The organism is Aquimarina macrocephali (assembly GCF_051627225.1).
Lineage (GTDB): Bacteria > Bacteroidota > Bacteroidia > Flavobacteriales > Flavobacteriaceae > Aquimarina > Aquimarina macrocephali.
Window position 1 is genome coordinate 1,499,290 of sequence record NZ_CP151795.1, and the last position, 14,590, is coordinate 1,513,879.

General features: G+C 33.5%; 11 protein-coding genes. 4 read left to right on the forward strand and 7 right to left on the reverse strand.

Going from position 1 to position 14,590, the window contains the following annotated elements; all coding sequences use genetic code 11:
* Positions 1–542: 542 nt before the first annotated feature.
* From AAFU52_RS06745 to AAFU52_RS06770, 6 genes are all read right to left on the reverse strand, one after another.
* Positions 543–1,235, reverse strand: a complete 693-nt coding sequence (locus AAFU52_RS06745; protein WP_024768225.1) for a zinc metallopeptidase — start codon at positions 1,233–1,235, stop codon at positions 543–545.
* Positions 1,236–1,345: 110 nt separating this feature from the next.
* On the reverse strand, positions 1,346–2,461 hold the full coding sequence (gene ald, locus AAFU52_RS06750) for an alanine dehydrogenase (RefSeq protein ID WP_024768226.1): 1,116 nt from the start codon (positions 2,459–2,461) through the stop codon (positions 1,346–1,348).
* Between the two features lie 345 nt (positions 2,462–2,806).
* A complete protein-coding gene (leuS, locus tag AAFU52_RS06755; RefSeq protein ID WP_438425914.1) occupies positions 2,807–5,620 on the reverse strand; it encodes a leucine--tRNA ligase in 2,814 nt (937 codons plus the stop codon).
* Positions 5,621–5,733: 113 nt separating this feature from the next.
* Positions 5,734–6,660 carry a 2-dehydropantoate 2-reductase gene (locus AAFU52_RS06760; RefSeq protein WP_438425915.1) on the reverse strand — a complete coding sequence of 309 codons (927 nt, stop codon included), beginning with the start codon at positions 6,658–6,660 and terminating at the stop codon, positions 5,734–5,736.
* Between the two features lie 155 nt (positions 6,661–6,815).
* Positions 6,816–8,582 carry a thiol-activated cytolysin family protein gene (locus AAFU52_RS06765; protein ID WP_438425916.1) on the reverse strand — a complete coding sequence of 589 codons (1,767 nt, stop codon included), beginning with the start codon at positions 8,580–8,582 and terminating at the stop codon, positions 6,816–6,818.
* 281 nt (positions 8,583–8,863) lie between these two features.
* On the reverse strand, positions 8,864–9,850 hold the full coding sequence (locus AAFU52_RS06770) for a phosphatidylinositol-specific phospholipase C (RefSeq protein WP_438425917.1): 987 nt from the start codon (positions 9,848–9,850) through the stop codon (positions 8,864–8,866).
* Positions 9,851–10,281: 431 nt separating this feature from the next.
* Here AAFU52_RS06770 and AAFU52_RS06775 point away from each other — a divergent pair, with 431 nt between their 5' ends.
* A complete protein-coding gene (locus tag AAFU52_RS06775) occupies positions 10,282–11,160 on the forward strand; it encodes a cell division protein FtsX (protein ID WP_024768231.1) in 879 nt (292 codons plus the stop codon).
* A gap of 248 nt (positions 11,161–11,408) precedes the next feature.
* Here AAFU52_RS06775 and AAFU52_RS06780 read toward each other — a convergent pair whose 3' ends face one another.
* Entirely contained in the window at positions 11,409–12,827 is a 1,419-nt protein-coding gene (locus tag AAFU52_RS06780; RefSeq protein WP_024768232.1) for a CAP domain-containing protein, read from the reverse strand.
* A 249-nt stretch (positions 12,828–13,076) separates the two neighbouring features.
* Between AAFU52_RS06780 and AAFU52_RS06785 the strand changes: the two genes are divergently transcribed.
* The 3 genes from AAFU52_RS06785 to AAFU52_RS06795 all read left to right on the forward strand — a co-directional run bounded on the left by AAFU52_RS06785 (position 13,077) and on the right by AAFU52_RS06795 (position 14,590).
* Positions 13,077–13,484, forward strand: coding sequence for a hypothetical protein (locus AAFU52_RS06785; RefSeq protein ID WP_024768233.1), 408 nt, complete (start codon positions 13,077–13,079; stop codon positions 13,482–13,484).
* Positions 13,465–13,731: a DUF3098 domain-containing protein gene (locus AAFU52_RS06790; protein WP_024768234.1), complete on the forward strand. Its 267-nt coding sequence runs from the start codon at positions 13,465–13,467 to the stop codon at positions 13,729–13,731. The genes AAFU52_RS06785 and AAFU52_RS06790 overlap by 20 nt, the downstream gene beginning before the upstream one ends.
* A 64-nt stretch (positions 13,732–13,795) precedes the next feature.
* On the forward strand, positions 13,796–14,590 hold the full coding sequence (locus AAFU52_RS06795; RefSeq protein ID WP_024768235.1) for an undecaprenyl-diphosphate phosphatase: 795 nt from the start codon (positions 13,796–13,798) through the stop codon (positions 14,588–14,590).

Consider the following 14,590-nt stretch of genomic DNA (forward strand, 5'->3'; position numbering starts at 1 on the left):
ATTTGACAACCATACAATGACGCTAATAATGCAATCAGGAAAATTTTGTTCAATTTATATCTGTCATATTGATTTTTATATAGTCTTAAAATATAGTAAACACATAATTTCATAATATTAATCTAATTTATAGAAACAGTTTTTAGAGAAAAATAATCCTTAAAATCACAAGTCAACCTGCCTCTGTTTGAATACTTCTAACCACCTACATATTAAATCTTAAACTAGATTATAAAATTAGTCACATATAAATTATGAAAGTGTTACAAAAACATTAACGCATTGCAACTATTTAACAACAAGCTATTTACACTCTATACTTTAACTTTTTGATGTAGTCATGATGTAGTCACATTTATATTAATTACTCTTTTGAAATTGAAAATTTATAGAAATAGGAATATGAGAATAGTTAAGAAACTTCAAAACATTAAAGCCTTCTATTATTAAATATGTTAGAATAAAAAAGCTGTTTACTTTGTATCGCAAACAGCTTCTTATAAATATTTTTGATTCCTTTATGACAACAAGGAAAATTATATTTAATCCCTTCTACCCATAAAGATAGATATAAAGTACAGCAAGGTTGCCAAAGAACCCAAAGCAGCTACTACGTAGGTACGAGCAGCCCATTTCAATGCATCTTTTGCCCCTGCATGCTCCTGGGTAGTAAGCATATTATTATTTTCTAACCATGCCAATGCTCTATTACTAGCATCATACTCTACAGGAAGTGTAATAAATGCGAATAATGTGGTTACTCCGAATAATATAATCCCAACCAGGAAAATAGTATTCCCAAAGATCATTCCAGATGCTGAAAGAATAAGCCCTCCCATAATCACAAAATTAGAGAGTTTACTTGCAACTCCTACAGCAGGTACTATCTTTGATCGCATTGTTAACCAACTATATGATGTGGCATGTTGCACAGCATGACCACATTCATGAGCAGCAACTGCCGCTGCCGCTGCATTACGTTGACTATACACTCCTTCACTCAAATTTACTGTCTTATTTAACGGATTATAATGATCTGTAAGCATTCCTGCTGTAGAGACCACCTGCACATCACGAATCCCGTTATCCTGTAGCATTTTCGTAGCAATTTCTGCACCACTCATGCCATTTTGCAAACTGATATTAGAATATTTCTTGAATTTACTTTTGAGTTTATTGCTTACATAGGTACTCACCAAAAATATGACTCCCGCAATAATATAATATCCCATCATAACTATTCACTTTTTTTATTGTAATTAAACTTGGTATATAAAATACAAAAACCTCGCCATAATAACGAGGTTTTTGATTAAATAAACTTGAGTTAGCCAATAAATCGAGTTTAATTCAAATATGCATTTACATCTTTTAAAGGAAGATTAAAAGCTTCGGATATCGCAGGATATACGACATCACCGTTAATCACGTTTAGTCCTTTTTTAAGTGGTATATTTTCATTACAAGCTTTTTTCCAGCCTTTATTTGCCAATTGTACTGCATATGGCAAAGTGACATTAGTTAATGCCAAAGTTGACGTATATGGTACTGCACCTGGCATATTTGCAACAGAATAATGTACAACATCATCAATAATATATACTGGATCCTGGTGCGTTGTTGGTTTTGTTGTTTCAAAACAACCTCCCTGATCTACTGCTACATCTACTACCACAGTTCCTGGGCGCATCTCTTTAAGCATATCACGAGTGATCAATTTTGGTGCTTTTGCACCTGGTATTAATACTCCTCCGATAATTAAATCAGAATCTTTTATATGCTTACGAATATTATACTCGTTAGAATATTCTGTCTTAACATTTGCAGCCATTACATCATCTAAGTAGCGTAATCTCTTCATACTAATATCCAAAATCGTTACATCAGCTCCCATTCCTGCAGCCATCTTAGCAGCTTGAGTTCCTACTACACCTCCACCAAGTACTAATACTTTTGCTGGTGGAACACCAGGAACACCACCAAGAAGAACTCCTCTTCCTTTTAATGGTTTTTCTAAAAACTTAGCTCCTTGTTGGATAGACATACGTCCTGCTACTTCACTCATCGGAGTTAATAATGGAAGACTTCGATCTGGATCTTCAACAGTTTCATAAGAAACACAAACCGAACCGCTTTCAATCATTGCATTAGTTAATGCTTCTCCCGATGCAAAATGAAAGTATGTAAACACCAATTGATCCTTTTTGATCAATTTATATTCTGGCTCAATAGGTTCCTTGACCTTAATAATCATTTCAGCAGTACTATATACCTCTTCTATAGTAGGCAAAATTTTAGCACCTGCTTTGATATATTCTTCATCTTCAAAACCACTTTGAAGACCAGCATTCTGCTGTATGAAAACAGTATGACCATGTCTAACAAGCTCCATAGTCCCGGCAGGAGTTACACCTACTCTGTTCTCGTTATTTTTGATTTCTTTGGGAACACCAATTACCATATCTCTAATTTTTGTGCCAAAAATATATGTTTTTCGCAAAATACACAATTAAAAAACTTCAAAAAATACAATCTTAACAATTTTGAAGAATCTTTGATTTTTCCTAAAAAAATTAGTTTTTCAACAGTATATTTCGTTTTTATTGAAATTTTTTCGATAGAAATCAAAAATCACTTACAGATTGATATTTTCTGTTTTTATATCACTAATTATTTTTTGATTAAAAAATAAAAAAAACAATAAATTAACATCAAATAATGGTAAAACCATCACACAAAGTGAGGTTGACGGTCCTACTTTTACCCTTAAACATCTCAATGAAGTAATACATTAAAAATCAATATACTACCCAACCACATTTACAATTTTACCAGGTACTACGATTATCTTTTTAGGTTCTCGACCAGCAAGTTGTTCTTGTGTCTTTTCATGCGCCATAACTGCTTCTTCGATCTCATCTTTGCTTAGGTCTAACGATAACTCCATCGTAAAACGCATTTTGCCATTAAACGAAATCGGATATTGCTTGGTACTTTCTACCAGATGTTTCTCTTCGAAAACAGGAAATGCTGCTGTCGATATAGATTCTTTATGTCCTAATTTGTACCATAACTCTTCTGCGATGTGAGGAGCATAAGGAGAAATTAATACGATCAAGGATTCTAAAATCGCTCTCGAAGTACATTTTTGAGCTGTCAATTCATTTACCGCAATCATAAAGGTACTTACCGATGTATTAAACGAGAAATTCTCGATATCTTCTTCTACCTTTTTGATAGTTTTATGCAATGTTTTTAAATCGTCTTTGGTAGGTTCGGTATCGGTTACACCAAATGTCTCGCCATCATGATATAATTTCCATAATTTCTTAAGAAAAGAATGCACCCCTGTAATCCCGGCAGTATTCCACGGTTTTGCTTGTTCTAATGGCCCAAGGAACATCTCATACAAACGTAAACTATCTGCCCCATACTGCTCACAAATACCATCTGGATTCACCACATTAAACCATCGTTTCGACATTTTTTCTACTTCTCTACCTACGATGTATTTTCCATCTTCAAGTTCAAAATCAGCATCATTAAATTGTGGTTGCCATTTTCTTAAAGCATCCACATTTAGTTCATCCGAATTATTGATCAAACTTACATCCACACGAAGTTCTTCTGTTTCATATTGATCTTTTAACCCTTTAGAAACATACGTATTAGAACCGCTAATCCTATACACAATAGCACTAGTTCCTAAAATCATCCCTTGGTTGATTAGTTTTTTAAATGGCTCATCAACGGTAAGGTATGCTCTGTCTTTTAAGAATTTTGTCCAGAAACGAGAATATAATAAGTGACCGGTTGCATGTTCGTTCCCTCCGATATACAAGTCCACGTTTTCCCAGTACTGCATCGCTTCCGCGGAAGCGAATTCAGAATCATTACCAGCATCCATATATCGAAACGGATACCACGAGCTCCCTGCCCATCCTGGCATGGTATTTAATTCTAAAGGAAAGACGCTAGTGTGATTTATTAGGTCATTATAAACCACCTCATTTTTCTCGGCGTCCCATGCCCAAACATCGGCGCGGCCTAATGGCGGCTCACCGGTTTCTGTAGGTAGATATTTTTCTACTTCGGGTAGTGCTAACGGTAAATGTGCTACATCGATCATCTGTGGCATCCCATCTACATAATATACCGGAAACGGTTCTCCCCAATATCGTTGACGGCTAAATACCGCATCGCGTAATCTATAATTGGTTTTACCTTGCCCCTGACCTAGTTTTTCTAATTCATAAATAGCAGTCTTGGTTGCTTTTTTATAGTTTAAACCATTAAGGAAATCAGAATTTCCAATTATGGTTTTTTCTTTATCGGCAAAAGCTTCTTCAGAAATATCTACTCCTTCAAAAATATTAGTGATAGGTATATTAAAATGTTTTGCAAAATCGTAATCACGTTGATCCCCACATGGCACTGCCATTACAGCTCCGGTACCATACCCTGCTAATACATAATCTCCGATCCAGACAGGTACTGGTTCTTTGGTAAATGGGTGCTCTGCATATGCCCCTGTAAATACTCCACTAATGGTTTTTACATCTGCCATACGCTCACGTTCGCTACGTTTGGCTGTTGCTTCGATATAGGCTTCTACATCAGCTTTCTGTTCGAGAGTTGTTATCTTAGCAACCAATTCATGTTCTGGAGCTAATGTCATAAACGTAGCACCAAAAATAGTATCAGGACGTGTGGTAAACACTTCGATTACTTCATCGTGTTGTTTTATAGTAAACATAACGCTGGCACCAACAGATTTCCCGATCCAGTTACGTTGTGATTCTTTTAGAGAATCTGTCCAATCGATTGTTTCTAATCCTTGTAGTAATCGTTCTGCATAGGCAGAAATACGCATACTCCACTGTGTCATTTTTTTACGAATCACAGGATATCCTCCTCGCTCAGAAACTCCGTTTACAATCTCATCATTTGCCAATACTGTTCCCAATTGCGGACACCAGTTTACTTCGGTCTCTGCCAAATAGGTCAATCTGTATTTTAATAGTACTTCTTGCTTTTCTTTTGAAGAAAAATTATTCCAATCCCCGGCAGTGAATGGTGTTATATTTTCATCACAAACTGCATTTACTTTTGCATTTCCTTCTGATATAAAAACAGTTTCCAGATCATCAATCGCTCTTGCTTTATCAGCATCTTTATCGTACCACGAATTAAAAAGCTCTATAAAGATCCACTGTGTCCATTTATAAAAATTAGGATCACTGGTTTTTACTTCGCGACTCCAATCAAAAGAGAACCCGATTTTATCTAATTGCTCACGATAGCGAGCTATATTTTCTTTGGTTGTTATTGCAGGATGCTGCCCTGTCTGGATCGCGTACTGCTCTGCCGGTAATCCAAAAGAATCATATCCTTGCGGGTGTAATACATTAAATCCTTTATGACGTTTATATCGTGCATAGATATCACTGGCAATATACCCTAATGGGTGTCCAACGTGTAATCCTGCGCCTGATGGATATGGAAACATATCCAATACATAATATTTAGGTTTATCACTGTTGTTTTCAGCTTTAAAAGTGCTTTTTTCTGCCCAATATTTTTGCCATCTGGCTTCAATAATATTAAAATCGTAGCTCATTACGTTTATTTCTGTATTACCATTTTTATGAGAAGTGCAAAAATATGGTATATACTAATATTATTGTGTCTAATTTGAAGAAATGTAATAATATTAGAAGTCTTTTATCGATTTTATAAAGTTCTGGCTCTAGTCTCCATCGGTAACAAACAACTATATATAAAGGTATTTACAGGTGTTAGAACTCCTAATTTTGCTCCTTCTTTTGCAATAAAACCGTTAAAATTATCTAATTCTGAAGGTCTGCCTTCCATAATATCACGTTGCATAGAAGCTGTAGAATTGTAGGGTTGTTTACTGATAAAAACCAGAATTCGACGTACAATATCCTCTGGTAATGAAACTCCTTTAGCAATACCTACCTTATAAATTTCGGTAGCTGTTTGTTCTAAAATACGATAGGTCTCTGGGTTTTCATATACTTCTCCTATAGTAGCCCGGGTAAGTGCACCAATACCACTAACTGTAGTAATAAACATAAATTTGCTCCAGATATCAACATCTATATCTTCAGAAATTACATTGTTAAAGCCTGCTCTGTCAAACACTTCTTTTACTACCTCTAGACGATCTGTTTTACTTTTGTCTAATTCGCCAAAAACAACTTCGGGTTGATGACCAAAATGAGAAATAACACCTGGACTTTCTATCTTACTATAGATTTTGCATAACCCTCCCAAAACATGCTTTGTATCTAATACAGAACCTACTTTTTCTGCATTATCTGCTCCATTTTGTAATGGAATAACAATAGTATCTTCTTTTAAAACAGGATGAATAGATTTTGCTGCCTCTGCAACCTGCCAGGATTTTGTACAGATCAGTACTACATCTGCTTTTTGTACAGTATCAATCTGATTCGTTGCATAAAATGGGTGAGTCACAAAATCCCCATTGATACTTTTAACTTGTAATCCATTCTTTTTAATAGCTTCAAGATGTTTTCCCCTGGCTATCAAAGTTACTTTCTGACCAGAATTGGCAATTTTTCCTCCAAAATATCCACCAACTCCTCCAACTCCTATAATAACTATATGCATATTAGATTTTTCTTTTTAATATGATTTATGGATCAACATATATGCTCAAATTTAATAAATTCTTGAAGTTTCTTAGTCTTTTGGATCAAAACAAAAAAGGAAGTGTCTTTTACAATAACACTCCCTTTCTTGAAATAACTAGTTAAAGCAGTATCTTATTTTTTTATAACATATGACGAATAATCAACATATACTACAATCCCATCATTAGCTTTAGATCTGGCTCCATTCCAGGTTCTTTGGTTAAAGGATGTACCTATGGTATAATTTGAAACATGTGGATTGTGTCTTTTGTAATCTACCCATTTCTTTGATGTAGTATCATATTGATACGTAATATATCTTCTCCCTCCTGATGCTGTATCGCTCCATGGAGAACAACTGGCATCACATTCTCCTATTTCTGAGACAACTCTAAAACGTTGATTGCTTCCTGTTTTTACTTTAAAATCGATCACTTTCCCTTTTCCTATTTCTTTTTTTCTATTCTCTCCTTTTATCGGGTAATAATCACGTATCCTATGTTCTATCCCATAACCCCAATATATTTTTTCACCTACTCGATACCAATTGCGATTTTCTACATCATATTTCTGCACATATAATCTTCCAAAAAGCTCGGCTCCACTAGTATTATGATCACTACCTTCATGTACAGCAGCATCGAGAGGGTCTATTCTAATCGTCTCATAATTTACAAGATCACATGTTCTAACTTTATATTTTATGTTTTGAATTACTTTAAAAGGCCTATTACCTTTAACATAATTAACTTTGTATGAAATCGGATATCCTGGGTTTTGACGCGACACATTTGCTCCTTTTTTCAAAAATTCTACAACTTTTTCTAAGTTATTAGCTAAACCAGACAATGAGGATGCAATACCATCTGCAGGATCTCCTCCTAGTTGTCTAACCTTTACAGTGGCATTTCTAAAAATATTCTTGTGACGAACAGCCAGACTAGCATTACCATCACTAATTCCACCATTATAAGCAAATTTCAAAGCAGCTTCTACATCTGATGCTCTTTCTGTAGACTCATATATCATAGTATATAACCGCCCATACGTGACTGATTCTATAAAAGAAGATGGGTTTGCCTGATCCGCACTAACCTCTTTAAAATCGGTTACATACGGATCAAGCCTTTCTGGGACAACACTATTACTTAACCAGCCATATTGGCCGATTATGTTCTCTTTTGGGGAAACAGAAGTAGTAAAAAAACGTTGCTGAAGCGTAACGGCAAATCTGGTTTTTTGTTCTTTAAAGTTAATTCCTAACTTTCCAGATATATCGACGCTTGGCCCTGAATACCCAGCACTTAAAGCAACTTGCAATTGTTGTTCGTTATGTATTCTTTCTATAGATATTTGAAAACTTGCAGGAAATTTTGCACCACTATCATAGTAACTATTCAAAATAGCATTTAGATTATCCTGCACTTTTCCTGGTGTTGGAGCTTGGATCGTTTTATGTGTTGAAGTAGGTGTTCCTGACAACACATTTATTCTTACTTCTATAGGATTTCGATCTTCTCCATAAATAGGAATTGACACAGGCGCTCCTTCTTGTATAGATCTAGAAGCTAATAAATTACCCGGCCAAAGCAAAGAACTATTAGGATCTAATAGAAAAAAATCAGAATCGGTTTGATTAAAAGAAATATTTTTTGTCATACAGTTTTCTTCTTCTAATGTTTTTGCATTAGAATCTGTACTGTATTGTTCTGTTATAACCAAATTACTAATACCATCAGGAATGTCTTCATTTAGATATTGTTCTCTTGCCTCAAGATTTGAGGTTGTTGTATCATTGGTAAGATCATCATTTTGACAGGATATTAGTGTTCCTAAAAAAAACCCTGTAAAAGCAATAGCTCTATACCTTAATAATAAACTAGGTTTGTTTGTTTTCATAATTGATTGTGTTTTTGTTAATAATTAGGTTTTACGTTAATAAATTTTGGTTTTTATTGAGTCAAACCTAATTATTAACCAATGGAGAACAAAAAAAAGCAAGGGGACAAAAGGGGGACTCATCATGATAATCAGCAAACTATAAAAGATGCAGAACCTTAATTGTTGTTTATACACTATAGCTAATACAATTGACAGTAAAACAAGGAAAATCCCGTTGTAGAACGGGATTTTCCTTGTTTTACTGATGCTATTAGTAGAATTATTTATGGGTTTACGTACTAAAAATTAGTTTTAATAATTAATTTATTTCTATCAGCTGTGGCAAAGTCCATCATGATGGATCCATAACGACCAGAAGTATTGTTCCTAAAATAATTACTTATTTTAGGATTGATAAAATTAGAAATCTCGGATATTCTAGGTATGCCAAACCAACCTGGTTTATAACCACTAGCAAAATTAATGTACATCGTATTACTATTTCCGTTTTTGGCAGCTCTCAATAAGCTAGTTACACTATTCCATTTATTATTCTTGTCAGAAATTTTGTATTTATCTTGTATCTGTAAAGTTGCATTTGCATTATTTATAGTAAAGGTGGTGTTATCTTTCCAATTGGTAACATTTATACCTTTGGGTGTACTACTTCTTTTATTAAATCTTCTTAATAGTACAATTTTTCCTCTTACGTTATTCAATCTAGGGATATTTTCTCCCAAATACCACTTGCTACGATTTTGGTTAATATAACTGTCTAAAGTAGCCTCAAAAGAACGGCTATTACCAGATGAGTCATGCTCTTCTTTTACCGACATGATAATGGTTTCGGTAGGATTTTTGTTTAAAAAGTCAAAACAATAGTTTAACACATTATTAAAATTAAGTTTTTGATATACCGATCCATGGTGTATCGTGAAACCATCTTTAAAATGTCTACATCTGATGTCCAAAAAGCGAGTACCACTATTTAACTGTTGTCCAATGGTTAAATTTTGGTTTTTTGCAGTGCCCGGAAGAATAGGGTGATCATATCTTGCTCCAGAATTATGTGTTCCAGGGATACTCAATGCAGAAAGGCTTACATTTTTATTAATTGCCCCCATCCAATTAGACAAGGAATACCTAGGCACAGTTTTTTTAATGTTGCTAGCACCTAATGTGGTTTGAGAAACAGTAGGTCCAAAATTATCATCCTTTTCGCAAGATTGGAAAAATAAAATTACCGTCACAGCTAAAATAAATTTAGCAATACAATTGATTTTCATAGTTATAAATTTTTGGTTTTTATTAGAAAGTTAGGTTCGTTGTCTTTCAAACTTAATTACTGATTCTTGAAGAATAAAAAAAAACAAGGGGACAAAAGGTAGACAGCCCTAGAGTATTAATAAAACATGGGAAGTACAGCCTTTTAATTCTTATTTTTGATACTTAACATTTTGGTATAATACTACTTTTAAAATCAGAATAAAGACCTATACTATATTTTACTTAGGTTATCATGATCATAAACTTAAAAAATAATTACGTCTAAGAATACGTTAATTGGTAAACTGAAGTTGATAAAATTGATAATAAAGTAAAAACAGATCCCGTTCTGTAATGGGGGTAATTCGAGTAATTTATTCTAAAATGAGGTGCGTTTTAGAATAAAAAGTCTCATTAACTTTATTATTTTTACACACAAATCAATTTATTTATGAGCTCATCTTTTGAAAAATATCAAAAACGACGACTAATCTCTTCTTATTTTTCTGTTGTTATTAGTATTTCTTTGGTATTATTTTTATTGGGCTTATTAGGCTTATTGGTATTAAATACTAAAAAAGTAGCAGATCATTTTAAAGAAAAAATTGCACTTACAATTTACTTAAAGGATACCGCCAAAGATGTTGAAATCAAGCAACTGGAAAAAACTCTGGCTCTGGCAGAATATACTAAATCAACTACTTTTATTTCTAAGGATGAAGCTGCCGAAGAGCATAGCAAGGACATAGGAGAGAATTTCATGGATTTTCTAGGATATAATCCGCTTCAAAATTCTATTGATGTTTATTTAAAAGCTGATTTTGTCGATCAGGCAAAAATTGAAGAAATAAATGCTTCTATCATCAAAAAAGATTTTGTGGATGAAGTAATCTACGACAAACCTTTGATCTCATTATTAAATGATAATATAAAACGCATTAGTTTTTGGGTACTTCTCATTAGTGGTATTTTTACTTTTATTGCTGTATTACTTATTAATAGTTCTATACGTTTATCGGTATACTCTAAAAGATTTATTATTAAGACTATGCAAATGGTAGGTGCTACAAAGAAATTTATTCGCAAGCCTTTTGTATGGAAAAGTGTACGACTAGGAATGATAGGAGCAATTGTAGCTTTAATCGGAGTTGGGATTGTATTGTATTATCTTAATAAGACATTCCCAGAACTGGCATTGCTTGATGATGAAATCTTACTTATTATTTTATTTGCCGGTATTTTTGGAATTGGTGTGCTCATCACCTGGATCAGTACATTCTTTGCTACACAACGGTTCTTGAATCTAAGAACTGATGAATTATATTATTAGTCTGTTTTAATAGTATCTCTATAAAAAGACTAATATAACCCGTTATGCATTTGAGCTTTTTTAATTTCTAAATGCACAACGGATTAATATAGTCCAGAAACAAGGGTTCTTATTAAGGATATCATTAACTGTACTGTTTACAGCAAGGTTAATCATTGTGTTTGTTTTCTCAAAAAATAAATCAGGCCCTTAAAATAAGGGCCTGATTACATTATAAAGATTATAGTGATACTATTCTTTTTCTGATCTTATTTTTTTACTAATCGTTTAGTGACGGTTTTTCCATCCATAACAAAATTGATCAAATACATTCCCGGAGATAAATCATTTACCTCTAAAGTATTACCATTTATTTTTCCTTGATGTATTGTTCTACCTGTCATACTATATACTTTATAAACAGTATTAGCGTTATGGCCTACAATATTAATTTTATTTTGATCACCTGATAACAAGTTAGGGTATATCTCTAATTGTTGGCTTATTTTACTTACTGCTATAGAATTATCATTTGAGAACGCAGAGGATAATGGTCTTGCAAATACCTGAACCCAAAGATTGGCCACTCTAGCCATTCCTATCTCCGTATAATTAGCACTTAAGATATTTCCTCTATGCCCAGAACTATTCATCCACGTATTGTGTACTTCCTGAACAGTACGCTGTCCATTTGCTATGTTTTCTGCTACTCTACTCCATGAGTATCCTTGATCTTGAACTCTATTACTCACACTTGACCCATTAGAACCTGTATGTGAGAAAAAGTTGTTATTTTTCATATCATTTGCATGAAACTCTGCCGCTGCAACTAGTTTAGCATTCATTTTTAATGGTTGCTTACCATCTGCCGCTCTAGCTTCGTTTACCAATTTTAGAAGATCTAACATTTCTTTAGAAAATCCACCATCAGTTCCTTTTAGCGTAGTGATACTTATTTTATTAGAAAACTCTGATAAATCTCCCTGAACATTTTTTGCTCTTACCGAAAGGCTATACAATGTCTCTGGTGTTAATCCATCCAGAGTAACTGTTTTACTTCCTTTTACACTTTTTACAACTTCATTACCATTATATATGTCAAAAGTGGTAAGGTTTGTAACTTCTCCTTGAGTCTCCCAGGAAAGACGTACTGAATTACTTGTAATATCTGATCCTACTAAATTTAATGGAGTTGGTGGTGGCGAAGCTTTACCAATAGTAAATGATTTGGATTCTGAAGAAGTGAATGAGCTTCCCGAAACAAGTGCTGTCCCGTTTAATGATACTGTATACGATCCTTGCCCATAAGAACAACAAAGCCCATCACCATATGAATCACTAATAATAAATGTATAAATCCCATCTTCTAGGCATACATTTTCTGAAACATCTGGAGCAGAGTTTTGATAACCACTTCCTGATACTACAACTTGTCCATTTTCTCTTTCTATTTTCCAACTGATATCTGAAGCATACCGATCAAAAACGATAGCAACAACAACTTCTGTACAACTAACAGTCGCACTAGTTGTAAAATTATTTCTATTGCTGATTTCTGAAACATTTCCAGTTTCATCATAAATTGCTTTATTCTCAGAATTTCCGAAAATACCAGATATAGGACTATCAGCATGTTTAGCATGGATAATTGATGTCCAAATAAATACGAATAAAATGATTTTTTTCATGGTTTTAAATTTTTTGTGTAATTATTATTTTTGTTTTGGTTAAGGGACTAAAACTTAAAACACGGTTTCCTATTGCTCATATAATTGTTAAAGTTTATATAATTATTCTTGAAAAAACATAGTTTTGGGTTCTATAAAAAACATCTCATCATAATCGTTTTTATGCATAATAGTTAAAAAGGTAAGATGCGTTACTTTGAAAAAAAATAACACTTAATATTAAATCAAAAACATAATAATATTTCTGTAATGGGTAAAATCGCTAAAATATATCTTTCGATCATTTTTGTACTTTTTGTTGGCTTTATGATAGCAGTGATACAAACATTTCGACCTGTACGCAACGTGCAGCCAGAGGATGTTATGAAAATCGAAGGAATTGTAACCGACATACAGGAAGGACCGGGATTTGATATCGTGATTATCCTTAAGAATGATGAGCATCACTACTATATCAATCGTGGATTGCAATATCAACTAACAGTAGAACAATTGCGCTCTGATATTCTTAATAAAAAAGTTACTTTGTATGGTATAGAAAGATGGACTATATTTACCCGTGATAAAAATATGGGACATATATCAAAATTAATGATTGATAATAATGTGATATTTAACGAAATTGATAACGATGAGCATGAAAAAACAATCCAATAAAAATACGCCTCCAAAACCTGATTTTGTTTTTGGAAAGAAAAACTATATCGTTATGGCCATAGGAATAGCAGTAATTGCTCTTGGCTTTATTCTCATGGCAGGAGGAGGAAGTGATGATCCTAATGTTTTTAATCCTGATATCTATAATTTTAGAAGGATTCGATTAGCACCAACTATTGTTTTAATTGGTTTTGGTATCGAAGTATATGCTATTCTTCTAAATCCTGAGAAGAAGAAAAAACAGTAATTTGACATTTTATTTTCCGGTAGTTATATCTTTGCGTCAAATTTAAGAAATCCCAAAATTTTCTATGGAAATCATTGATGCAATTATTCTAGGTATAATACAAGGGCTTACCGAATTCTTACCTGTTTCTTCTAGTGGTCATCTCGAACTTGGCAAAGCTATTTTAGGCGATCAAAGTGTTCCAGAAGAATCTTTACTTTTTACCGTAGTGCTACATTTTGCAACAGCACTTAGTACCATGGTAGTCTTTAGAAAAGATATATTAGAGATTATAAAAGGAGTATTGAAATTCAAAAAAAACCAAGAAACCCTCTTTTCTTTTAAAATCATCATTTCTATGATTCCTGCTGTTTTAGTAGGTTTATTTTTTGAGGAGCAATTAGAAAAACTTTTTGGAGGTAATATTATGTTTGTTGGCTTTATGCTACTTATTACAGCTGCACTATTATGGTTTGCGGATAAAGCTAAAAGCACTCGAAAATCAGTAAGTAATTCAAATGCATTTGTAATTGGTATTGCACAGGCAATTGCAATGCTTCCTGGGATTTCAAGAAGTGGTGCAACAATATCTACATCGGTATTGTTAGGAAATGACAAAACCAAAGCCGCTCGTTTTTCTTTCTTAATGGTTGTTCCGTTGATTATAGGGAAAATTGCTAAAGATATACTTGGTGGCGACCTTACTTTTTCATCAGAAAACAGTATCCCATTAGCCCTTGGCTTTCTGGCTGCATTTGTCTCAGGGCTTTTTGCATGTACATGGATGATTTCCTTGGTAAAAAAGAGTAAGTTAACTTATTTTGCCGTATATTGTATTCTTGTTGGCTTATTAGCCATCAGTTTTGGTTTTATTAAATAG